Here is a 20,193-nt window from a genome sequence, read left to right as displayed (position 1 = left end):
AGGTCACATGGATCAGGACACGTACGCCCTCAACTGCGCCATGCTCGTAGGGCGCTACGGGGACGAAATAGAACGCGCACTGCGTCTCGAAATGGAGCGTCTGGAAAATGGCGCCATCGCCATGGAAAACCGGCACCGCCGGTTTTTCGAGAAGCACGGGCGGGGGCTGGTAGGTGTCGCATTGTCGATCGAAGAATGGCGGGGTGAGGCTGCGGCGATGCGGGACGCTCGAAAGCGTCTCGCCGCAGCTCAGGAAGAAGTCGCCGGAAGTGGCAAGGCGATTGAGTTCGTAGTCGTCTCCGGTGCCGCTGTGCTCACTGCCGTAATCCGTCGTCAAGCGGAAGAACTGGCCCAGTTTGAACGTCTCAGTGGGGAGTTCCACGAGGCCACAGGAGAAGCGCGCACGTATATAGCGCAGAGCGCCGATGCGGTTAGCGGGTACGCAAAGGCGTACTCCGACATTGGATTCTGGATCAGAAACCTGATGCACATAGAGCTCGAAAAGTAGATGGCGAAACCTCCGGAAAGGAGGTCGTGGCGGGGTGGTGCCCGCTGCCTGACGAGTCGGCGATTCGCCGACATTGCCAGCCACATTGAACACGAAGGAATTCACATGTCCACTCAGGCCAACGACAAGACCCTCACCAAGATCCGTGCCATCCTCGCGAAGGCCGAGGACCCGGCCGCTTCCCCGGAAGAAGCCCAGACCTACTTCGCCAAGGCGGCTGAACTGATGGCGAAGTACGGCATCGAGCAGACGATGCTGTCGGCCGCCAAGCCGAAGGCCGACAAGCCGAACAACCGGCTGATCAAGATTGTGGGCACGTACGCCAAGGACCGTCAGCAGCTTCTCAGCTACATCGCTGCCGCCCTCGGCGCGACCACTGTCCTCACCCGCGTTTACGACCAGGAGACGAGCAAGATCGTAAAGGCGGTCGACATCTTCGCCTTCGAATCGGACCTGGACCGCATCGAGCTCCTCTACACCAGCCTCCTCCTCCAGGCTTTCAACGGCATGCGCCAGAGCCGCCCCCTGCCCGGAGAGTCCACCACGAGCTACCGGAAGACCTGGCTCGCAGGGTTCGCGTACGCCGTCTACCAGCGGCTGAAGCAGGCCGAGGACACTGCTGCGGCTGAGTTCGAGGCCACCTCCGGTCAGTCCGTCGCCCTGGTCCTGGCGGACCGGAAGTCCCTGTGCATCGCCGAGCGTGACCGCAAGTACCGGAAGCTCGGCAAGACCCCCGAGCGCAAGCTCCGCGGTTCGGGCTGGGGCGCGGGCAACGAGGCCGGGAAGCGCGCGGACCTCGGCACGGGGACCCGTGTCGGTTCCGGCCGGCGTCAGGCGCTCGCGGCATGACGGCCACGCTCAAGGGCGTGGTGACGCACAACGGCCAGGACGACGGGGTGCCCGTAGGAATCTGCTACCGGCATCCCGGCTGGGAAGACGCCTGGGACCTCGGCCGCCCGCCGCTGCGCTTCCTCTTTTCCAGCGGTGCCGAGCGCCTGGTCTTCACGGACCACGACGGCCGCGCCTTGATGGTCGGCTGGTTCCGGCCCGGCTGGCGCAACTTCCGCTGATCTTTTCTCCCAACGGGCCGCCCTGTCTCCGGGCGGGGCGGCCCCTGCCTGAAAGCTACTATGCACCGCTCAACACTGCTCTTGTACAGCGTCGCCAACGAGCCGAGCATCGACCGTAGAACCTCGCTGGCGGACGCCCGGATAGCGCTCTGCCTGGAATCCGGTGTCGCCATCGACGACATCGATCCCGCGTCCGGCTACAACCACTCCCGCGCCGCGTACGACCGCGCACGGGCTTCCTGGATCGACCTGATTCGCCATCACGGCGCCTCGTCCAACTACGAGGTGCGCGACATCGAAAGGGCTCGGGCCCGCTGGGTTGAAGTCCGCCCGGAGTACGTCACCGACGACTGGCTGACGGCCGCGCTGGACGCTCACCGAGTCCACGTTGCCGCCCTTGGCCGCCCCTGCGGCAAGTCAGAGTGCGTCGTCCACGCCCCGCTTCCCGCCAAGATCCTGGCGCTGATCAACGAGGTGAGCGCCCAGTGAGCTGGAAGTACGACGTGCTCGTGTGCAAGGACGAGCAGGCCCTGGACCATGCTCTCCGCTGCCCCGAGCTGTTCGAGCTCGACTCGACACACTACGGCTACGACTACCGCGATGCCTTCCAGCGCGCCCACGACCTGGCCGAAGAGCAGGGGCACGCGATCGTGCTGTCCACCTCACCTTTCACCGGGGCGAAGGTCATCGCCTACGCCCACGTACGCGGCGGCGGCGTGTGCGCCGGTTGCGGCCCTCACCTCGCGAGCCGTGGCCCGCTGGCCACGGGGCCGCTCGGCATGGCCTTCATGTGCGAACGGTGTGCCGCCCAAGCCCGCCGCGACTGGGGCAAGAGATACGGGTTCCCCGACTCGGAATGCCCCTGGTACTGGCCGGTCCTGGACCGAGCCCTGAACGACTGAACACGGCGAAACACCCTCGAAGGGGGGTGTCGCGACGGGGTGGTGCCCGTCGCCTGAACGATGCCAGCCGCATTGCACGAAAGCGAAACATGTCAACCCTATTCGCCGAGCCCATGCCCATCACTCAACGCCTCGGAACCTGGGCTGAAACCGTCGCCCAGGCCGTGACCGACGAGAACCTGACCGACATCATCACGACCGCCGCATACGGCGGCGTGACCTACTGGGCCGTGCCGCCCACGAAGGAAGACTTCGACACGGCCACCGCGGACACGATCGCCACCTTCGTACCCGAGGGTGAGCGCCCCCACCACATCAGCGCCCGAGACCTGCGGAAGGCGTACATACGGATGCTCGCCGGGGACGCCGGCCTCTACATCGGAGCCGCCGCGCGCCGCTCTGCCGTGAGGGCCTGGACCGGCCGCACCGAGGAGGACGGCATCGACACGACACACATCGACGCGGACGCGGCCGATCAACTCGTCCAGCTCGCATGCTTCGGGAAGGTCGTTTTCTGATGAGCGTGACCACCGCACCGCCCACGAACGTCGTCCGCTGCGTCGAGTGCAGCGGCCCTATCCGCAGTGTCGGCTACGGGCCGTACGAGTGCGCCGACTGCGGACGCAATGTGTACCCGCGCGATGGCCTCGTGCGGCCCGGATTCCACTGGGAGATCGACGGCGGCTGGCTGACCAGCGTGGTGACGGAGGATGCCGAATGAAGAAGGAAGTCCACTTCCGCGTCCAGCAGATCACAGAGGCTGACGTCATGGTCGAGCTCGACGTGCCCGAGGAGTACCTCGACGACGACGGCGACATTTTCGACGAGGACGGACTCCGTGACTGGCTCGACGAGAACCACGACGAATGGGACTCGGCCGACCTGCACTTCGAGTCCGTCGAGGACACCGAAGTCCTCGAAGTCTTCAGCTGAGAGGAACACCGTGACCATCTCCAAGCGCGGTCTCGTCGTGGCCGCCTTCGTCTGGGCCGTGACCCCGTTCGCGGGCGCCGCCCTCATCGCACACGCCAGCGCCCCCGTCACCCCGCCCGCCGTTTCGTTCGAAGACGAGCAGCGCCAGGCCGGACGCGAATTCTGGGGCGACCTGGACGGACACAAGGACTGCTGGGCCCAGGTCGGCGATACCTCGTACGTCGAGTGCCGCGATGGCTACCTGACCAGCTCCTGAGAAAAGCGTGACGCCCCTCCCCACGAGAGATGGGGAGGGGCGGCTCGTGGGCGAAACCCCGGTGGTGAGTCGGGGTCGCGGCGGAGCGGTGTCCGCCGCCTGACGATGCCAGCCAATGAACACGTCAGCCCAGTAAGAGAAAGGTAACCCATGTATCCGATCCTGTGCCTGTCGTGCAGCAGGCACCTGGCCGCCGAGCCAGACGGCACCTTCACCTGTGACTACGGGCACGTTCGTCACCCCGAGTCGCTTGATCTGGGGGCAGACCAGATATGGCTGGTCGATGAGAACGGGACGCTCGTGCGGATACCCACGCCGGCCGCCTCCCTGCGCCGCATGCTGGAAGCCGACCGCGAATACTGTGATGCCCCCCCGGACTACGAGCAGGAGCTTCCTCCGCTGCTCGACCTGAGGGAAGCAGCTTTCGACTTCGCAACCGCCATGGCTCTGGGCATGCCCTACCCGGCCGAGGTTCTGTGATGGCGGCTACTCACGGAGCAGTGGGCCTCAACGCCGAGGATGCCAGGTTCTTCACGAACAGCACGTTCCACGTCACTGTTCTGTGGGGCGGCGGCCGAGCGGCAGTCCACATCTGGCAGGCACAGCCGAGCATCGACTTCCGGCACGAGATGAAGTGGGTCGGCGACCCCTACGGCGTCGTCCCGAACGAGCTGCTCGGCGAAGTGCTGCGGCACAGCATGGCGGCAGGCCGGAACGAAGCGGCCGAGCACCTGACCTCCTACGACCTGCGGAACCAGCACGAGCCGCTCGCCTGGCGCTCACCAACCACCCTGCCGGGTGCCGACCGCGCCCGATACGGACTGACGGAGGCTGCCTGATGAGCGCGGTCGGCCACCTCAGATGTCCCCGCTGCCACGACGAGCGAGGGGTGCGTGCCGGAGTACGAGAGTGGGCCGTCTGCGAGCGGTGCGGGTATGGCGGCACCTGGGGTGAGTTCATGGTGTGTGAGTGCTGGGGCTACGACTGCCCGGCCCTCCGGGCGGATACCTCGAAGCCCTGCCGGAACCGTCGCCCGCGCCTGCGGGTGCGCGTCCGACACCCGCGCGTGTGAGCCGCCCGTGAAACACACCCTGCGGCGCCGCCCGGAGAACCGCCTCCAGTGCACCCGGTGCCGGGCCGTGTTCCGGAGCGAGGAAACCGCGGAGCAGTCCCGCTTCGGCTGTCCCGGTGAAGCCCTCGTTCACGGGCCGCTCGGCCGCCGTGAGCACATCATCTACCCGACCTGGGGCAAAGACCGGAGCTGTGCCTCCTGGGGGTGCCCCGACCCTGACCCTTCCCACTCGTGGCACGGCCCCGGCCCGTACTGCGATAACACCCTGTGCCGCATCTGCCTGCACGAATGCGACTGCGACGTGTGCGAGATGCGCGTGCACGCCCCCGGCCTGTACCGGCTGATCGACAGCCACGAAGGCGAACCCACCACTCGAAAGGACACCAACATGACTGACCTGAAGACTGCCCTCGCCGGCCTGCGCGTCGGCGACTACGTGAAGGCCACAGGTACGGACACCCGAGGCCACGACGTGACACGTGTCGGCGTCCTCCTGGCCCAGCCGAAGGAGGTGACCGCCCAGCGCAACGGAGTGAAGGCGAAGGCGTGGCGCGTCTTCGTCGGCCCCGAAGGCACCGATCCCGCCGCGCGGTCGACCTGGACCACGCTCTTCCCCGGCTCGGGAACGATCGAGCCCGCCGAAGAGCCGAAGGCCGACGACTGGCAGAACATGCCGCTCCGCCTGGTCCCCGGCGTGCGCACCGGCAACGAAGATCTGCGCATCCGCTACGGCGGCAAGGGCGGCAAGCGGTCGACGGCCCCCACAGAGGACACCACCGTGACGATCCGGAACGCAGGCGGAGGCAAGTACGAGCTGCGGGACGTGGAGACCGGCAGCGCGGTGCTCACGTGCGCGTTCGGGACGCAGATCTGGTGGGCGCCCGCGCTGAAGGGCGACCGACAGCAGGCGATGGTGCGGAAGTCCGCTCCGCTGCCTGAGGCAGAACCGGGCATGCTCCCCGACCCCGACGCCGAGCCCGAGGTGCCCGCGGCTGCGTCCGGAGAGAAGCCGGCCGGGCCCCGGCACTGCATCCTGCTCCGCTGCGATGCGACCGGCGAGGAACTGCCGTACATCGAGCACAAGACGGAGGCGTACAGCCTCCATGACGCCATCGCAGGGGCGGGTGCTTCCGCCGCCGCGCGAGGCTGGGGTCGTCGGCACACCAGGGTCGTCGAGGCAGTCACATGGACGCCTGGCGAGTCGAGCGGCACGGAGAAGACGAACCCGCCGTTGATCGGGCTGGCCGGCGCCGCCCGCGCGGGCAAGGACACGGCGGCCGAGGCGCTCACGTACGAGTTCGACTGGCAGCGTAGGGCCTTCGCCGACAAGGTGCGCGAGTTCCTGTACGCGCTCAACCCGCTCGTCAGCGATCCGGTGCGGACCGAGTGGCAGAGGCCGCTGCGGTTGATCGTCGACGAGTACGGATGGGAGAGGGCGAAGGCCGGTAGCCCGCTCCTGCGGTCCTACTTCCAGCGGTGCGGCACGGACGCCGGCCGCCAAGTCCTCGGGCAGGACGTATGGGTGGAGGCCCTGTTTAGGGACTACGAGACGTGGGGGCCCACCGTGATCACCGATGTCCGGTTCCCGAACGAGGCGGACGAGATCAGGCGGCGCGGGGGAGTCGTAGTCGAGATCGTGCGGCCCGGCGAGCCGCCGATCCGGGAGTCCGGGCACATCAGCGAGAACGCCCTCGTCGGCTATGACTTCAACGCCACGTTGGTCAACGACGGCCACCCCATGCGGTTGAGGCAGCAGCTCGCGACGTACGCGGACGCGATGGGGCTACTTGAACGTGATCCCCTGAAAGGGTAAGTTGTACATGACGAAAGGGAGGAAACCCCCATGGCTACCACGTTCAACAATGCCGCTGGGCTGCGCACGCTCCCCGTGGGCGCGGTGTTCACCGACGCTGAAGGCGACACGGCGGTAAAGGCGGGAGAGGACGAGTTCCTCGTGACCGGCGTCGGCGCCCCCGTCACGAGCCTGTTCTTCGCCTTCCCTGTGACCGTGCTCGGGCACGCGAAGGTGGCCGTGTGCGGCTGACCCCTCGGAAAGAGGAGGTCGAAGCGGTCAAGGCGCTGTTGGAGTCACCGGACTTCAACAGCGCCGACCAGATGGCCAAGGCCGTCATCAAGGAAGTCGCCGACATCTTGCAGATGCGCGACTGGGTGGCCCTCGTCCACACCTGGGCGGACGGCCGCCGCGGATTGAACTTCGCCCCCTTCGGCAACGAGGCCGAGGCCCGCGCCTTCGCTTCGAAGATGGCGTTCGGCGGCACTGGTCGCCTCGTGCGACTCAGCAGTCCAGGCGTGATGCTCGCCAACATCGACGGCAAGCGGGGGTGGAAGGGGTACTGCCTCCACCCCGAGTGCGGCCACGCCCCCTTCACCCACTCAGCAGCCAGCGCAGCACGGGGCCCCTGCCAGCTACCCACCTGCCCGTGTGACCGATTCAGGAAGTGAGACCAGCATGACCATCAGGACAGTCGCCTTCAGCAAGTGCGGCTGCGGCAAGGATCGCGGCTACGACGACGAGAGGACCGCCGCCAAGGCCCTGGGCCGGGCGCAGGCGAAGAGGGACCGCGTGGCCGACCGCAAGGGAAACCGTCGTGGCATCTACCGGGAAAACCGCTACTACCAGTGCGACTACGGGATGTGGCACCTCACCTCCCGGTCCCGGGCGTACTACGTCGGGGCGGTGGCTTGACGTACAGCGAAAAGGCCCTGGCGAACGGCTGGGGATGGGTGCTTGGCGTATCGGGTCAGGAGTGCCGAGTCACGCGAGCGGCCGGCCGAGCCGCTCCTCGCCGCGCAGAACCGACCAGCCTCTCGGAGGCGCTCGTCGAGATCGGTGAGGCGCTCAAGGTCGAGTTCCCCACGGGCGCTGATGACGGCAGGCGCATGGAGCTGGTCCTCGACGCCATCCAAAGACTGCACGACGGCAGGGAGCGCGCGCTCGCGTCCGCCGCCCTCGCACGGCGGAGCCTGAGGGAGCTGCGCAGCGAGCGCGGAGGCGCCGAGCGTTGACCAAGCTCCTGACTCTCGAAGAGGTGGCCGCCTACCTCGACAGGCCCAAGAGCTGGGTCTACGGCAACTGGCGGCGTGTCGAAATCCCGTTCCGCCGCATCGGCAACCAGCTCCGATGCCGGCCTGCCGACCTCGAACGGTGGCTGGACCGGCAGTCCATGTGAGACCGGCACCCTGCCGGTGCCCAAACGATCAAGAAAGGAAGGTGACATGTCCGTAAGCAAGCGCTGCAAGTGCCCCTGCCTGTGCGCCGACCGGTGCAGACACAAGAACCCCGATCGGTGCCCATGCAAGGCCAAATGCCAGTGTGAACGGCTTAATTGCACGCACGGTTGGACAGCCCGTGTCCGTGACGCCAACGGTGATCCGGCCGACATGACGTTCGCCAAGAAGGGCGACGCCCAGGCGTACGAGCGGAAGGTGCTGGACGCCAAGGACAAGGGCATCGCAGTGCGGCCCAAGTTCCTGCGGATGACGTTCCTGGAGTACTCGGAGGAGTGGCTCCGCCGGGAGCGCAAGCCCGGGACGCAGGAGTCCTACGAGATGAACATGAGGAAGCACATACAGCCGGCCTTCGGCGGGGCGCTCCTGCACCGGATAGAACCGCTGCACGTGCAACGGTGGATCGACGGCGTACTCGTCGCCCAGGGGCTGAAGCCCCGCACGGTGCACCTGATCTACAAGACGTTCCGCGCCTGCATCAACTCGGCCGTGCGCAAGCGCATCATCCCGTTCTCGCCGTGCGTGGACATCGCGCTGCCCGAGATCACCCGCAGGCGAGTGGTGCCCGCGACCCGCGAGCAAGTGTGGGCGCTGTACAAGGCGATGCCCGAGCACAACCGCGCGCTGATCATGGTGGGCGTGGGGTGCGGGCTCCGCTCAGGTGAGGCGTTCGGGCTGTGCCGGGACGCCATCGACTTCGCGGCCGGCACGCTGACCGTCAAGCGGCAGGTCATCGTGCTGAAGCACAAGCAGCCCCAGCTCGTCAACTACACCAAGACGAAGACCAGCCAGAACCGCGAGGTGCCGCTCCCGGGCTTCGTGCACCGTGCGCTGCTCGATCACCTGGACAGTCAGTCCGTCCTGGTGGACACGGAGGGGAGGGAGATCCTGTTCCGCTCCTCGCGAGGGAACGTGATCCGCCGGAACGCCTTCTACAAGACGTTCAAGCGGGCGCTCGTCGCAGCGGGTCTGCCCGAAGACTTCCGCTTCCACGACCTGCGGCACTCGTTCGCCTCGCATGCCCTTGATCAGGGCGTATCCGAGTCGACCGTCCAGTTCTACATGGGCCACGCGACTCGGGATGAGCTCTGGGAGGTGTACCGCCATCAGGTGAAGGGCGCGGCGGCGCGGGACAGGAAGGCCCTTGAGACGGTCTACTACGAGGACACCGAGGGCGTTGTGATCCCGGACGAAGTGTTCGACGATGATGACGAGGCCGCCGCCTAGAAGTGGCGGCGAAGCGCACCCCTCCGCGGGGTGTGGCGATGGCGTGGCGACCGGCTTCTTCCGAACCACGTTTCCGCAGGTGAGAACCTGTATGTGCACTGTTCCCGGCGTACAGCCCGGCTCGTCTGCCGCCCCCTCGGTGGAGAACGCCGGCCCGTGTACGCGGTCATGGGTTCGCAGGCCGCCGGCTTCGAGGAGATCTCCGCGTGGGCCGCAGCCGACGGCAGGCCCGTTCCCCGCCCGCGCCTGATCCCGGTCGGCCCGCGTGTGGACCATGAGGGGGACACCGCCCCCGGGCCCGCCGGAGACCCGAGGGCGGCCCGGTCCCTACCGGCCCCGCTGCGCGGTGAGGACGTCCTGTTTGCGGACGCGGCCTCCGATGCCGCTGCCCCGGACGGCGGACAGGTCCACGCCGCTGTCCCGGGCGAGCCGGCGCACCAGCGGGCCGGCGTAGACGTCGGTGTCCGCCGTGCCGGTGTTCCCGGCGGCCCCGGCGGCCCCGGGGTCCCCGGCGACCGGCTCGCCGGAGGCGGGCAGGCCGTAGTGGGCCGCGGCGCGGGACGGCAGGCCGGGGTCGACGGCGCCGTCGGCCGCCAGCGTGCGCAGGGTGTGGACGACGATGGACTCGGCGTCGACGCCGAAGTGCCGGCGGGCGTGGGCGCGGCTGTCGGACAGGCCGAACCCGTCGGTGCCCAGCGAGGTCCACCGGCGCGGAACCCACGGCGCGATCTGGTCGGGGACGGCGCGCATCCAGTCGGAGACCGCCACGACCGGTCCGGAGCCGCGGCCGAGGGCCTCCGTCACGTACGGGACGCGGCCGGCGCGCTCCGCCTCCATGGCCTCGCGGCGCAGCAGCGTCCAGGACGGAGCCGACCAGACGTCGGCGGCCACCTGCCAGTCCTCCGCGAGCAGGCGCTGGGCCTCCAGGATCCAGTGGATCGCCGTACCGGAGGCCAGCAGCTGGACGCGGGGCGCCGCCGGGTCGGTGAGGCCGGACTCCCGGTAGCGGTACAGGCCGCGCACGATGGCGTCCTCGATGCCCTCGACGGCGGGCATCGCCGGCTGCGCCTTGGGCTCGTTGTAGACGGTCAGGTAGTAGAAGACGTCCTCGGCGGCCTCGCCGTACATCCGGCGCAGACCGTCCTTCACGATCACCGCCACCTCGTAGGCGAACGCGGGATCGTACGGCAGACAGGCCGGGTTGGTGGAGGCGATGAGGTGGGAGTGGCCGTCGGCGTGCTGGAGGCCCTCGCCGGTCATCGTGGTGCGGCCCGCGGTGGCGCCGACCACGAAACCGCGGCCGAGCTGGTCGGCCAGCGCCCAGAACTGGTCGCCCGTGCGCTGCCAGCCGAACATCGAGTAGAAGATGTAGAACGGGATCATCGGCTCGCCGTGCGTGGCGTACGAGGTGGCGGCGGCCGTGAAGGAGGCCAGCGAACCGGCCTCGGTGATGCCCTCGTTGAGGATCTGGCCGCTGGTGCTCTCCTTGTAGTAGAGGAGCTGGTCGCGGTCGACCGGTTCGTAGGTCTGGCCCTTCGGCGAGTAGATCCCCGCGGAGGGGAACAGCGACTCCATGCCGAAGGTGCGGGCCTCGTCCGGGACGACGGGGACCCAGCGCGGGCCCGTCTCCTTGTCCCGCATCAGGTCCTTGACCAGGCGGACGAAGGCCATCGTCGTCGCGATCTCCTGGGTGCCCGAGCCCTGGGCGAGCGCGGCGAACGGCTTGTCCGCGGGCGGGGGCAGCGGGCGGTGCCGGACCCGCCGTTCGGGCGTCGGGCCGCCCAGGGCGCGGCGGCGTTCGCGCAGGTAGGCGACCTCGTCGGAGTCGGGGCCGGGGTGGGCGTAGGGGACCAGGCCCTCGCCCAGACGGGAGTCCGGGATGGGCAGCTCCAGCAGGTCCCGCATGGCGCGGAACTCCTTGCCGGAGAGCTTCTTCATCTGGTGGTTGGCGTTGCGGGACTCGAAGCCCGGACCCAGCGTCCAGCCCTTGACCGTCTGGGCCAGGATCACCGTCGGGGCGCCCTGGTGGGCGAGCGCCGCCCGGTACGCGGCGTACACCTTGCGCGGTTCGTGGCCGCCGCGCGAGGTGCCCACGATCCGCGCCAGGTCGGCGTCGGAGTACGGCGCGGCCAGCGCCGCGAGCGGCCCGGCGAACAGGCGCTCGCGGATGTAGGCGCCGTCGCGCGCGGCGAACGTCTGCAACTGCCCGTCCGGCAGCGTGTCCAGCGCGGCCAGCAGCAGCCCCTCGGAGTCCGCGGCGAGCAGCCCGTCCCACTCCACGCCCCACGGCACCTTGACCACGTTCCAGCCGGCCGCCCGGAACTGCGCCTCCAGCTCCTGCATGATCTTGAAGTTGCCGCGGACCGGGCCGTCCAGGCGCTGGAGGTTGCAGTTGATCACGAAGGTGAGGTTGTCCAGCTCTTCGCGGGCGGCGAGCGCGAGGGCCGCGGTCGACTCGGGCTCGTCCATCTCGCCGTCGCCGAGGAAGGCCCACACGTGCGAGCCGGAGGTGTCCTTGATGCCGCGGTGGGTCAGGTAGCGGTTGAACCGCGCCTGGTAGACGGCGGAGAGCGGGCCCAGGCCCATGGAGACGGTCGGGAACTCCCACAGCCACGGCAGGCGGCGGGGGTGCGGGTACGACGGCAGGCCGCCGCCTTTCGCCTCCATCCGGAAGCGGTCCAGCTCGAACTCGCCGAGCCGCCCCTCCAGGAAGGCGCGGGCGTAGATGCCGGGGGAGGCGTGGCCCTGGACGTACAGCTGGTCGCCCGAACCGGCCGCGTCCCCGGCGTCCTTGCCCTTGAAGAAGTGCTGGAAGCCCACCTCGTACAGCCAGGCCGCGGAGGCGTAGGTGGCCATGTGGCCGCCCAGGCCGCCGCGTTCGTTGCCGCGGGTGACCATGACGGCCGCGTTCCAGCGGTTCCACGCGGTGATCCGCGCCTCCATCGCCTCGTCGCCGGGGTAGGGCGGTTCGGCGGCGGTCGGGATGGTGTTCACGTACGGAGTGGTCGCCAGGTGCGGGAGCGGCGCGCCCGACCGCCGGGCGTGGTCGACCACCCGGCGCAGCAGCCGTCCGGTGCGTTCCGGGCCCACGGCGCGCAGGGCGCCGTCCACGGAGGCCAGCCACTCGGCCACTTCCTGGGGGTCCGGCTCCGGCAACTGGTCCAGCTGGTGTTTCGGGGACATGGGGTCAGTCCCTCCTCGACTCGGGTGGCATCAGGGGCGGCCGTGATCACGGCGCCGTGCCCCTGGCGGCCGGTCCTGTGGGTCGGATCGGCCGACTTCCGTCGACGAGCCCTCGCGTATTCCGGAGTTCGGAAAGGTTTTTTCTCATTGCAGAAGCTAGGAGGGGTGGAGGGGATGGGTCAACGCTTACTGGTGAGTAATTTTCAATGATCGATCATTTTTCGGCCGTGGGCTGTGCGGCGTACTCCATGACGTGCAGCTCCATCAGGCGCCCGATGTAAGGGTCCCGGCGGCGCAGGCCGTCGACGATCGCCTGGTGGTCCTCCACGTTCTCGTGCGGCTCCGTGCGCAGCCAGCGCAGGGACAGGCGGGTCCACGCCTCCACGCCCAGCCACTCCCAGTGCCGGACCAGGACCGGGTTGCCGCAGGCGTGCACGAGCGTCCGGTGGAAGGCGACCGCGTGGGTGATCTGCGCCTCCAGGTCGGCCCGCTCGGCGGCCCGTGTCATCGCGGCCAGGTGTCGCTCCAGGGCGCCGACCTCGCCGGCCATGCGCCGGGCCGCCAGCTCCGCGGCCCGGCGCTCCAGCGCGGCCCGCACCAGGTAGACGTCCCGGAGCCGTTCGAGGGACAACTCCCTGACCGTGACCCCCCGGTTGGGCGCGGAGCGGACCAGTTCCATCGTCTCCAGCTCGCGCAGGGCCTCGCGCACCGGGGCCTGGCTGATGCCGAGCTCCAGGGCGATCCTGCGTTCCACGATCCGGTCCCCGGGCTCCCAGCGGCCGGCGACCAGGCCGTCCAGCAGGAAGCGCCGGACCTGCTCGTGCAGGGGTGCGCGGTTCAGGGGCGCGTGGTTCGAGGGAACGCGGTTCAGGGGCGTGCGGTTCGGGGGCGGAGCCTTGTCCGGTGGCTCCGGGTGGGCGGGGGTGGGGAGGGAGGGCATCTCGACTCCGGGTCTTCTCAGGATGTTTGAGCAATGATCGATCATCCGCTACGGTACGGGAACACGACGAACCGCGCAGACGGATCGCCCCACGGGTCGGTCCGCTCCGTGCGCCGGGTGTGGGCCCGGCCTCGCGACCTTCGGATTTCTCACCGGCGCCACGGGCGCCCTCTGCCGTACGGCGGTGCGGGGGACGGCAGGTACGCCGACCCCCGCCACCTCGCCACCTGCGGTGCCGCCCGGTGCGCCACCGCCCGCTCAGCCGCCGAGCGAGCGTTCCCTGACCCGGTTCAGGTGACGGGTGAAGACCTCCCGCGCCTCGGGGGTGAGCGTGCGCAGGGTCACCAGCGCCGTGATCACGACGTCGCACAGCTCGGACTGGACGTCCTCCCAGGTGTGGGTGACGCCCTTGCGTGGGTTCTGGCCGGTCGCGCCGATCACCGCCTGGGACACCTCGCCGACCTCCTCCGACAGCTTCAGCACGCGCAACAGCACCTCCTCCTCGCCGTCGGCCGGTCGGCTCGCCTCCAGCCACCGCCACAGGGCGTCGACGGTGTCCCAGAGGCCGGGCCCGGCCGGGGCGGGGGCGGGGGCGGGGAGAGGGGGGATGCGGTCGTTCATGCGGGGCAGCCTGCCACGCGGGCGGTCGTGCGTGTCGGGGAGACCGGCAGGTCATTCCTCGAACAGAGGTTCCTGCGTGCCTTCCGTCGCCCTCCGCAGCCGCCGGTTCCGCGCCCCGATCACCAGCGCCGTGCCCGCGCCCACCGCCGCGAACGCCGCCGGCACCATCCAGCCGCGGTTGACCGCGTGACCGAGCGCGTGGTCCACGGAGAGGCGGCCGGGCCCGGTGACGGCGAGACCGGCGGCGGTCAGGCCGAGGGACACCGCGTACTCGTAGCCCCCGGACTGGGCGAAGAAGCCGTTCGGGGCGTGCACCGCGGCGGCGCCCGCCATCGCGCCGGCCGCCGCCGCGCCCGCGGCCGGGGTGGCCAGGCCCAGAGCGAGCAGCGCGCCGCCCCCCGCCTCCGCCAGGCCCGCGGCCATGGCGCTCGCCCGGCCCGGCGCATAGCCCATCGACTCCATGGCCTGGCCGGTCCCCTCGAGGCCGCCGCCCCCGAACCAGCCGAACAGCTTCTGCGCCCCGTGCGCGGCCAGCACGCCACCGGTGCCCAGACGGAGCAGCAGCAGTCCCAGATCACGTCGGTCGTAACAGTTCACGTCGGCTCCCTCGGCGGACGGCGGTCCCCTCGCCCCTCCACCGTCGCACCGCCGGTGCCCGGCGGGCCCGCCCTGGGTGCCGTTCGGGTGGCGGGGCCCGGCGGCCGGTGTGACGCTGACCGGCATGACGATTCAGACCACCCGCCTCAGCGACCCCGCCGTCCGCGCCTTCGTCGCCGCCGTCAACGCCCATGACCGCGAGGCCTTCCTGGCGCTGCTCGCGCCCGGCGCCACGATGGCCGACGACGGCCTGGACCACGACCTCGACGACTGGATCGACCGGGAGATCTTCTCCTCCAACGGCCACCTGGAAGTCGACCGGGAGTCCAACGGCGGCCGGGCCCTGCTCGCCCACTACCGCAACGACACCTGGGGCGAGATGCGCACCCGGTGGAGCTTCACCGTCGACGAGGACGGCCGGATCTCCCGCTTCGAGACCGGGCAGGCCTGACGGCCGGGGGCGAAGGGCAGGAGTCCGGGGCCGGGGCTGGGGCCGGGGCCGAGGGGCAGGAGTCAGGGTCCGGGTCCGGGGCCGGAGACCCGCGGACCCGGCAGCTCGAAGAAAGGTTCCCGAAGACCTTGCCTTGGCGCGCGCTCCAACTCCTAGCGTTCCGGGCATGGAAACCACACGCGTCCTGGGACGCAGCGGTATCGAGGTGAGCGCCCTCGGGTTCGGGTGCTGGGCGATCGGCGGGGAGTGGCAGGACGCCGACGGGCAGCCGCTGGGCTGGGGGAAGGTGGACGACGAGGAGTCCGTGCGGGCGATCCGGCGCGCCCTCGACCTCGGCGTCACCTTCTTCGACACCGCCGACGTCTACGGCACCGGGCACAGCGAGCGCGTCCTGGGCCGCGCCCTCGGCAAGCGCAGGGACGATGCCGTCGTCGCCACCAAGTGGGGCAACGTCTTCGACGAGGACACCCGCACCCTCACCGGCAGCGACGACTCCCCGGAGCACGCCCGCCGCGCGCTGACCGCCTCCCTGCGCCGCCTCGGCACCGACCGCATCGACCTCTACCAGCTGCACATCGCCGACGCGGACCCGGCGCGCGCCGCCGAACTGCGCGACGTGTGCGAGGAGTTCGTACGGGAAGGGCTCATCCGCGCCTACGCCTGGAGCACCGACGACCCGGAGCGGGCGGCCGTGTTCGCGCGAGGGGAGCACTGCGCGGCCGTCCAGCACATGGCCAACGTGCTCCAGGACGCGCCGGAGATGTTCGCGCTCGGCGAGGAGACGGGCCTCGCCTCCGTCATCCGCAGCCCGCTCGCGATGGGGCTGCTGAGCGGGAGGCGCCGGGCCCACCGGCCGCTGGAGGCGGGAGACATCCGCAGCCGGCCGCCCTTCTGGCTCCAGGGCTTCGACGACTCGGGCGCCGATCCCGCGTGGCTGGCCCGCGTCGACGCGCTCCGGGACGTCCTCACCAGCGACGGCCGTACGCCCGCCCAGGGCGCCCTGGCCTGGCTGTGGGCGCGCAGCCCGCGGGCCGTGCCCATCCCCGGGTTCCGTTCGGTCGCGCAGGCCGAGGAGAACGCGGGCGCGCTGGAGAAGGGACCGCTCGGCGGGGAGCAGATGGCGGAGGTGGAGCGCATCCTCGGGCGGTGACCGCTCCTGCGCGCGGTGACCACCTCCGCGTGCGGCCGCGCGACGCGAGGAGAGGAGGCGCGAGGAGAGGAGGCGCGACGAGACGAGATTCGACGAGAGGGAACTCGACGAGAGGGAACTCGTCGCGACGAAACTCGACGCGACCAGGTGTGCGGCAGCCGTCCCACGCACCGGCGTGCACCCGCGGTCCCGCGGGTCCACCCCCGGCCGGTGCGGTGGGACGGCTGCCGTCTTCCCCCCTCGGTATGGCTTGCGGAAGACCAGTGCCCCAAGTGTGAAGCTTCGGTGCGGGGGAGTCGAGCATAAGCCCGTCACCGGCCGCGATAGTGCGGAAGCTGCAACTCCGCTTGTGCGGATCGAGGGCCGCGCGCGTCCGCGGGGCGGGGTGGCGCCGCCTCAGCCCCGTCCGATGTACGGCATCGCCGTCGCCAGCACCGTCGCGAACTGCACGTTGGCCTCCAGCGGCAGCTCCGCCATGTGCCGCACCGTGCGCGCCACGTCGGCGACGTCCATCACCGGCTCCGGCGCGATCTCGCCGTTGGCCTGGAGGGCGCCCGTCTGCATCCGCGCCGTCATGTCGGTCGCCGCGTTGCCGATGTCGATCTGGCCCACCGCGATGTTGTGGCGCCGGCCGTCCAGCGACAGCGACTTGGTCAGGCCCGTCAGCGCGTGCTTGGTCGCGGTGTACGCCACCGAGTGCGGACGGGGTGTGTGCGCCGAGATCGAACCGTTGTTGATGATCCGGCCGCCCTGCGGCTCCTGCTCCTTCATCTGCCGGTACGCCGCCTGCGCGCACAGGAACGCCCCGTTGAGGTTGGTGTCCACCACGTGCCGCCAGGCGTCGTAGGACAGTTCCTCGACCGGCACGCCGCCCGGCCCGAACGTCCCCGCGTTGTTGAACAGCAGGTCCAGCCGCCCGAAGCGGTCGCGCACGGCGTCGAACAGGGCCGTCACGTCCTCCGGCCGTGACACGTCGGCGCGGACGGTGAGTGCGGTGCCGCCCGGCACGAGGGCGGCCGTCTCCTCCAGCGTCTCGGGGCGGCGGCCGGCCAGGGCCAGCGACCAGCCCGCGCGCAGCAGTTCGACGGCGACCGCGCGGCCGATGCCGGACCCCGCACCGGTCACCACGGCGATCCGGGAGCCGGTGTCCGGCCGGTTCGTTTGCATGGCATTCATGCGCCCGCAGCGTACGGGAAGGTCCGCCATCCGGAACTCATCCGCCCGCCATGCGGATGTTGTGTACGTGCCAATCGGTGGTCGTCTCCGGCGAATCCAATGCCCCTTGCACCTATTCATGAGGTTCGCCAGGGGAGGACCGGATGACACCCGCAGACCGTCCGTCACAGCACACCCCGGAACTGCGCGCCGCCGCACGGCACTTCGGCCGCCGCCGCTTCCTGACCACCACCGGCGCCGCCGCCGCGCTCGCCTTCGCGGTGAACCTGCCGGCCGCGGGCGCCGCGAGCGCCGCCGAACTCGACGCCGCCCGGATCACCGACGACCCGTTCACCCTCGGCGTCGCCTCCGGCGACCCGCTGCCCGACTCCGTCCTGCTGTGGACGCGCCTGGCCCCCGCCCCGTACCAGCCCGACGGCGGACTGCCCGCCCAGCGGGTCACCGTCACCTGGGAACTGGCCCTCGACGAACGGTTCCGCCGGGTCGTCAGACGCGGCCGGGCCACCGCCCACCCGGAGTTCGACCACACCGTGCACGTCGAGGTCGGCCACCTCGCGCCCGCCCACGTGTACTACTACCGCTTCCGCGCGGGCAGCTGGGTCAGCCCGGCCGGCCGCACCCGCACCGCCCCCGCCCGCGGCAGCCGGGCCGGGGCCGGCCTCAGCTTCGGCCTGGTCTCCTGCCAGAAGTACGACGAGGGCTACTACACGGCCTACAAGCACCTGGCCGAGGAGGACGTGGACGTCGTCTTCCACCTCGGCGACTACCTCTACGAGTACGCCGTCAACTCCGCCGGCGGCTCCCGCGTCTACCCCACCGGCACCCTGCCCGCGGAGTTCAACCGCGAGACGGTGACGCTGGAGGACTACCGCCTGCGGTACGCCCTGTACAAGTCGGACCCCGACCTGCGGGCCGCGCACGCCGCGCACCCCTTCGTCGTCACCTGGGACGACCACGAGACCGAGAACAACTACGCGGACGACACCCCCGAGAACAGCGTCCCGCCGGAGGAGTTCCTGCTGCGCCGGGCCGCCGCCTACCGGGCCTACTGGGAGAACATGCCGCTGCGCCGCCCCCAGCTCCCCGAGGGCCCCGACCTGAAGCTCTACCGCCGCCTGCACTGGGGCCGGCTGGCGCAGTTCGACGTGCTCGACACCCGCCAGTACCGCTCCAACCAGGCCTACGGCGACGGCTGGCAGTACTCCGGCCCCGAGTCGGAGGACCCGAGCCGCACGCTGACCGGCGACGCCCAGGAACGCTGGCTGATCAACGGCTGGCACCGGTCGGACGCCGTGTGGAACGTGGTGCCCCAGCAGGTCACCTTCTCCCGGCGGTACAACTCCACCACCCTGCCGTCCAAGGTCTCCATGGACTCCTGGGACGGCTACCCGGCCTCCCGCGAACGGGTGCTGGCCGGCGCGCAGGCCGCCGGTGTCGAGAACCTGATGGTCCTCACCGGCGACGTGCACGTGCACTACGCCTTCGACATCAAGCGCGACTTCTCCGACCCCGGCTCCAAGACCATCGGCACGGAGATCGTCACCACCTCCGTCACCAGCGGCCGCGACGGCGCGGAGAAGCCGTCCAACTGGGACACCCTCATGACCGCCAACCCGCACATGAGGTTCTTCAACGGGCGGCGCGGCTACGTGACGGTGTCCCTCGGCCGGGAGCTGGCGCGGGCCGACTACAAGACGGTGTCCCACGTGACGACGCAGGGCGCGCCGCTCACCACTGCGGCCTCCTTCGTGACGGAGGTGGGCGACCAGGGCCTCAAGCCGGCGTGACGACGGCGTCCTCCGTCCCGCCGGCCCCACCGGTACCGCCGACCATGGCTTCGGCGTCGGCGGTCTCGGCCGGGTAGCGGACGCCGACGCGGTCACGGATCGTGTCGAGCGTCCGCATCACGGCGAGCGTGCCGTCGAGCGGGACGAGCGGGGACTCGGTCTCCCCGGCGCGCAGCGCCCGCATCACCTCCCGGGCCTCGTGCCGGTAGCCGGCCCGGGGGCCGTCGGCCGGATCGGCCGCGAACTCCTCCGGTTCGCGGCCGTCCCGGTGCAGTACGAACCGGTCCGGGTCGAAGAAGCCGGACGGAAGGTCGATGCGGCCCAGCGAGCCGGTGACCGACGCCGACGTCGCCGTACCCCCGACGAGGGAGCAGTGCACCGAAGCAAGAGCGCCGCTCTCCCAGGAGAGCAGCGCACCCGTCTGGAGATCGACGCCCTCCGGCGAGAGCACCGCTCGCGCCGCCACGTCCGACGGCTCCCCGAGCAGCAACTGCGCGAACGACACCGGATACACACCGAGGTCGAGCAGCGCGCCCCCGCCCTGCGCCGGGTCCCGCAGCCGGTGCGAAGGCGGGAAAGGCCCGGACAGCCCGAAGTCGGCCTGCACCGTGCGCACTTCCCCGATCGCCCCGTCGTCCACCAGCGCCTTCAGCCGGCGCACCAGCGGGTTGCAGTACATCCACATCGCCTCCATCAGGAAGCGGCCACGCGCCCGCGCCAGCGTCACCAGCTCCGCGGCCTCGCGCACGTTCAGCGTGAACGGCTTCTCGCACAGCACGTTCCGGCCCGCCTCCAGGCACAGGCCGGCCGCCGCCCGGTGCGCCGCGTGCGGGGTCGCCACGTACACGACGTCGACGTCCTCGTCCGCCGCCAGCCCCGCCCAGTCGCCGTACGCCCGCGGCACCCCGAACCGTCCGGCGAACGCCCGCGCCGCCTCCTCCGTCCGCGAGGCCACCGCCACGATCTCCGCGTCCGGCAGATCGACGAGGTCCGCCGTGAACGCCGCCGCGATCCCCCCGGTCGCCAGGATTCCCCAGCGCACTTTCTCTTCCGACACCCTGTCCCCACCCT

Annotated in this window: 27 protein-coding genes and 3 other RNA genes; 24 read left to right on the top strand and 6 right to left on the bottom strand. The window is 70.4% G+C overall.

Annotation, left to right across the window (positions count from 1 at the left end; genetic code table 11):
* Positions 1-7: 7 nt before the first annotated feature.
* The 21 genes from ABZ340_RS07360 (at position 8) to ABZ340_RS07260 (ending at position 9,217) form a co-directional block, all read left to right on the top strand.
* Positions 8-508 (top strand): hypothetical protein, encoded by a 501-nt coding sequence (locus tag ABZ340_RS07360; protein WP_358780778.1) that lies wholly within the window; start codon positions 8-10, stop codon positions 506-508.
* Between the two features lies 1 nt (position 509).
* An RNA gene (locus ABZ340_RS07355) (hammerhead ribozyme type II) lies at positions 510-573 on the top strand.
* A 40-nt stretch (positions 574-613) separates the two neighbouring features.
* A complete protein-coding gene (locus ABZ340_RS07350; RefSeq protein ID WP_358780777.1) occupies positions 614-1,357 on the top strand; it encodes a DUF2786 domain-containing protein in 744 nt (247 codons plus the stop codon).
* The gene (locus tag ABZ340_RS07345) at positions 1,354-1,578 is read left to right on the top strand and encodes a hypothetical protein (protein WP_358780776.1); all 225 of its coding nucleotides are present in this window, start codon (positions 1,354-1,356) and stop codon (positions 1,576-1,578) included. The genes ABZ340_RS07350 and ABZ340_RS07345 overlap by 4 nt, the downstream gene beginning before the upstream one ends.
* 60 nt (positions 1,579-1,638) lie before the next feature.
* Entirely contained in the window at positions 1,639-2,067 is a 429-nt protein-coding gene (locus ABZ340_RS07340) for a hypothetical protein (RefSeq protein WP_358780775.1), read from the top strand.
* Complete coding sequence (locus ABZ340_RS07335) at positions 2,064-2,480, top strand: hypothetical protein (protein ID WP_358780774.1); 417 nt, start codon at positions 2,064-2,066, stop codon at positions 2,478-2,480. Before ABZ340_RS07340 ends, ABZ340_RS07335 begins: the two co-directional genes overlap by 4 nt.
* A gap of 3 nt (positions 2,481-2,483) precedes the next feature.
* Positions 2,484-2,553, top strand: an RNA gene (locus tag ABZ340_RS07330) — hammerhead ribozyme type II.
* A 40-nt stretch (positions 2,554-2,593) separates the two neighbouring features.
* A complete protein-coding gene (locus ABZ340_RS07325; RefSeq protein ID WP_358780773.1) occupies positions 2,594-2,998 on the top strand; it encodes a hypothetical protein in 405 nt (134 codons plus the stop codon).
* Complete coding sequence (locus tag ABZ340_RS07320; RefSeq protein ID WP_358780772.1) at positions 2,998-3,201, top strand: hypothetical protein; 204 nt, start codon at positions 2,998-3,000, stop codon at positions 3,199-3,201. The genes ABZ340_RS07325 and ABZ340_RS07320 overlap by 1 nt, the downstream gene beginning before the upstream one ends.
* Positions 3,198-3,413, top strand: coding sequence for a hypothetical protein (locus tag ABZ340_RS07315; protein WP_358780771.1), 216 nt, complete (start codon positions 3,198-3,200; stop codon positions 3,411-3,413). The genes ABZ340_RS07320 and ABZ340_RS07315 overlap by 4 nt, the downstream gene beginning before the upstream one ends.
* A 10-nt stretch (positions 3,414-3,423) precedes the next feature.
* Positions 3,424-3,669 carry a hypothetical protein gene (locus ABZ340_RS07310; protein ID WP_358780770.1) on the top strand — a complete coding sequence of 82 codons (246 nt, stop codon included), beginning with the start codon at positions 3,424-3,426 and terminating at the stop codon, positions 3,667-3,669.
* A gap of 48 nt (positions 3,670-3,717) precedes the next feature.
* An RNA gene (locus ABZ340_RS07305) (hammerhead ribozyme type II) lies at positions 3,718-3,787 on the top strand.
* A 32-nt stretch (positions 3,788-3,819) separates the two neighbouring features.
* A complete protein-coding gene (locus ABZ340_RS07300; protein ID WP_358780769.1) occupies positions 3,820-4,149 on the top strand; it encodes a hypothetical protein in 330 nt (109 codons plus the stop codon).
* A complete protein-coding gene (locus tag ABZ340_RS07295; protein WP_358780768.1) occupies positions 4,149-4,508 on the top strand; it encodes a hypothetical protein in 360 nt (119 codons plus the stop codon). Before ABZ340_RS07300 ends, ABZ340_RS07295 begins: the two co-directional genes overlap by 1 nt.
* Positions 4,509-5,129: 621 nt before the next feature.
* Entirely contained in the window at positions 5,130-6,554 is a 1,425-nt protein-coding gene (locus ABZ340_RS07290) for a hypothetical protein (RefSeq protein ID WP_358780767.1), read from the top strand.
* 30 nt (positions 6,555-6,584) lie between these two features.
* A complete protein-coding gene (locus ABZ340_RS07285; protein ID WP_358780766.1) occupies positions 6,585-6,785 on the top strand; it encodes a hypothetical protein in 201 nt (66 codons plus the stop codon).
* Entirely contained in the window at positions 6,776-7,204 is a 429-nt protein-coding gene (locus tag ABZ340_RS07280; protein WP_358780765.1) for a hypothetical protein, read from the top strand. The genes ABZ340_RS07285 and ABZ340_RS07280 overlap by 10 nt, the downstream gene beginning before the upstream one ends.
* A 7-nt stretch (positions 7,205-7,211) precedes the next feature.
* Entirely contained in the window at positions 7,212-7,448 is a 237-nt protein-coding gene (locus tag ABZ340_RS07275) for a hypothetical protein (protein WP_358780764.1), read from the top strand.
* Positions 7,445-7,768, top strand: a complete 324-nt coding sequence (locus tag ABZ340_RS07270) for a hypothetical protein (protein ID WP_358780763.1) — start codon at positions 7,445-7,447, stop codon at positions 7,766-7,768. Before ABZ340_RS07275 ends, ABZ340_RS07270 begins: the two co-directional genes overlap by 4 nt.
* Entirely contained in the window at positions 7,765-7,932 is a 168-nt protein-coding gene (locus ABZ340_RS07265) for a helix-turn-helix domain-containing protein (RefSeq protein ID WP_358780762.1), read from the top strand. Before ABZ340_RS07270 ends, ABZ340_RS07265 begins: the two co-directional genes overlap by 4 nt.
* Before the next feature lie 211 nt (positions 7,933-8,143).
* Positions 8,144-9,217: a site-specific integrase gene (locus ABZ340_RS07260; protein ID WP_358780761.1), complete on the top strand. Its 1,074-nt coding sequence runs from the start codon at positions 8,144-8,146 to the stop codon at positions 9,215-9,217.
* Positions 9,218-9,544: 327 nt separating this feature from the next.
* Here the strand turns inward: ABZ340_RS07260 and aceE are convergent, their stop codons facing one another.
* The 4 genes from aceE to ABZ340_RS07240 form a co-directional block, all read right to left on the bottom strand.
* Positions 9,545-12,400, bottom strand: coding sequence for a pyruvate dehydrogenase (acetyl-transferring), homodimeric type (gene aceE / locus ABZ340_RS07255; protein WP_358780760.1), 2,856 nt, complete (start codon positions 12,398-12,400; stop codon positions 9,545-9,547).
* 214 nt (positions 12,401-12,614) lie between these two features.
* A complete protein-coding gene (locus ABZ340_RS07250; protein WP_358780759.1) occupies positions 12,615-13,340 on the bottom strand; it encodes a GntR family transcriptional regulator in 726 nt (241 codons plus the stop codon).
* Between the two features lie 258 nt (positions 13,341-13,598).
* The gene (locus tag ABZ340_RS07245; RefSeq protein ID WP_358780758.1) at positions 13,599-13,961 is read right to left on the bottom strand and encodes a MazG-like family protein; all 363 of its coding nucleotides are present in this window, start codon (positions 13,959-13,961) and stop codon (positions 13,599-13,601) included.
* 51 nt (positions 13,962-14,012) lie between these two features.
* A complete protein-coding gene (locus tag ABZ340_RS07240; protein WP_358780757.1) occupies positions 14,013-14,558 on the bottom strand; it encodes a DoxX family membrane protein in 546 nt (181 codons plus the stop codon).
* Between the two features lie 124 nt (positions 14,559-14,682).
* On the opposite strand from ABZ340_RS07240, the gene ABZ340_RS07235 reads away from it, so the two are divergent.
* Positions 14,683-15,009 carry a nuclear transport factor 2 family protein gene (locus ABZ340_RS07235; protein WP_358780756.1) on the top strand — a complete coding sequence of 109 codons (327 nt, stop codon included), beginning with the start codon at positions 14,683-14,685 and terminating at the stop codon, positions 15,007-15,009.
* Positions 15,010-15,175: 166 nt separating this feature from the next.
* Complete coding sequence (locus tag ABZ340_RS07230) at positions 15,176-16,159, top strand: aldo/keto reductase (protein ID WP_358780755.1); 984 nt, start codon at positions 15,176-15,178, stop codon at positions 16,157-16,159.
* Positions 16,160-16,555: 396 nt separating this feature from the next.
* On the opposite strand, the gene ABZ340_RS07225 is transcribed toward ABZ340_RS07230, so the two are convergent.
* Positions 16,556-17,335 carry an SDR family oxidoreductase gene (locus ABZ340_RS07225; RefSeq protein WP_358780754.1) on the bottom strand — a complete coding sequence of 260 codons (780 nt, stop codon included), beginning with the start codon at positions 17,333-17,335 and terminating at the stop codon, positions 16,556-16,558.
* Between the two features lie 143 nt (positions 17,336-17,478).
* On the opposite strand from ABZ340_RS07225, the gene ABZ340_RS07220 reads away from it, so the two are divergent.
* Positions 17,479-19,122 carry an alkaline phosphatase D family protein gene (locus ABZ340_RS07220; RefSeq protein WP_358780753.1) on the top strand — a complete coding sequence of 548 codons (1,644 nt, stop codon included), beginning with the start codon at positions 17,479-17,481 and terminating at the stop codon, positions 19,120-19,122.
* On the opposite strand, the gene ABZ340_RS07215 is transcribed toward ABZ340_RS07220, so the two are convergent.
* Positions 19,109-20,179 (bottom strand): Gfo/Idh/MocA family oxidoreductase, encoded by a 1,071-nt coding sequence (locus ABZ340_RS07215; RefSeq protein ID WP_358780752.1) that lies wholly within the window; start codon positions 20,177-20,179, stop codon positions 19,109-19,111. The two genes, ABZ340_RS07220 and ABZ340_RS07215, sit on opposite strands and share 14 nt — an antisense overlap.
* Positions 20,180-20,193: the final 14 nt, after the last annotated feature.

Origin of the sequence: Streptomyces sp. NPDC006134 (genome assembly GCF_040628835.1) — a bacterium.
Classification (GTDB): Bacteria; Actinomycetota; Actinomycetes; order Streptomycetales; family Streptomycetaceae; genus Streptomyces.
Note: the sequence above shows the minus strand (reverse complement) of the source record. Positions and strands in the feature narration are given on the sequence as shown.

What these genes read in the sequence shown, in the direction of transcription:
- ABZ340_RS07360 (WP_358780778.1), top strand. Translation starts at nt 8, where the DNA reads ATGGATCAGGACACGTACGCCCTCAACTGCGCCATGCTCGTAGGGCGC.
- ABZ340_RS07350 (WP_358780777.1), top strand. Translation starts at nt 614, where the DNA reads ATGTCCACTCAGGCCAACGACAAGACCCTCACCAAGATCCGTGCCATC.
- ABZ340_RS07345 (WP_358780776.1), top strand. Translation starts at nt 1,354, where the DNA reads ATGACGGCCACGCTCAAGGGCGTGGTGACGCACAACGGCCAGGACGAC.
- ABZ340_RS07340 (WP_358780775.1), top strand. Translation starts at nt 1,639, where the DNA reads ATGCACCGCTCAACACTGCTCTTGTACAGCGTCGCCAACGAGCCGAGC.
- ABZ340_RS07325 (WP_358780773.1), top strand. Translation starts at nt 2,594, where the DNA reads ATGCCCATCACTCAACGCCTCGGAACCTGGGCTGAAACCGTCGCCCAG.
- ABZ340_RS07320 (WP_358780772.1), top strand. Translation starts at nt 2,998, where the DNA reads ATGAGCGTGACCACCGCACCGCCCACGAACGTCGTCCGCTGCGTCGAG.
- ABZ340_RS07315 (WP_358780771.1), top strand. Translation starts at nt 3,198, where the DNA reads ATGAAGAAGGAAGTCCACTTCCGCGTCCAGCAGATCACAGAGGCTGAC.
- ABZ340_RS07300 (WP_358780769.1), top strand. Translation starts at nt 3,820, where the DNA reads ATGTATCCGATCCTGTGCCTGTCGTGCAGCAGGCACCTGGCCGCCGAG.
- ABZ340_RS07295 (WP_358780768.1), top strand. Translation starts at nt 4,149, where the DNA reads ATGGCGGCTACTCACGGAGCAGTGGGCCTCAACGCCGAGGATGCCAGG.
- ABZ340_RS07290 (WP_358780767.1), top strand. Translation starts at nt 5,130, where the DNA reads ATGACTGACCTGAAGACTGCCCTCGCCGGCCTGCGCGTCGGCGACTAC.
- ABZ340_RS07285 (WP_358780766.1), top strand. Translation starts at nt 6,585, where the DNA reads ATGGCTACCACGTTCAACAATGCCGCTGGGCTGCGCACGCTCCCCGTG.
- ABZ340_RS07275 (WP_358780764.1), top strand. Translation starts at nt 7,212, where the DNA reads ATGACCATCAGGACAGTCGCCTTCAGCAAGTGCGGCTGCGGCAAGGAT.
- ABZ340_RS07260 (WP_358780761.1), top strand. Translation starts at nt 8,144, where the DNA reads ATGACGTTCGCCAAGAAGGGCGACGCCCAGGCGTACGAGCGGAAGGTG.
- aceE (WP_358780760.1), bottom strand. Translation starts at nt 12,400, where the DNA reads ATGTCCCCGAAACACCAGCTGGACCAGTTGCCGGAGCCGGACCCCCAG.
- ABZ340_RS07250 (WP_358780759.1), bottom strand. Translation starts at nt 13,340, where the DNA reads ATGCCCTCCCTCCCCACCCCCGCCCACCCGGAGCCACCGGACAAGGCT.
- ABZ340_RS07245 (WP_358780758.1), bottom strand. Translation starts at nt 13,961, where the DNA reads ATGAACGACCGCATCCCCCCTCTCCCCGCCCCCGCCCCCGCCCCGGCC.
- ABZ340_RS07235 (WP_358780756.1), top strand. Translation starts at nt 14,683, where the DNA reads ATGACGATTCAGACCACCCGCCTCAGCGACCCCGCCGTCCGCGCCTTC.
- ABZ340_RS07230 (WP_358780755.1), top strand. Translation starts at nt 15,176, where the DNA reads ATGGAAACCACACGCGTCCTGGGACGCAGCGGTATCGAGGTGAGCGCC.
- ABZ340_RS07225 (WP_358780754.1), bottom strand. Translation starts at nt 17,335, where the DNA reads ATGAATGCCATGCAAACGAACCGGCCGGACACCGGCTCCCGGATCGCC.
- ABZ340_RS07220 (WP_358780753.1), top strand. Translation starts at nt 17,479, where the DNA reads ATGACACCCGCAGACCGTCCGTCACAGCACACCCCGGAACTGCGCGCC.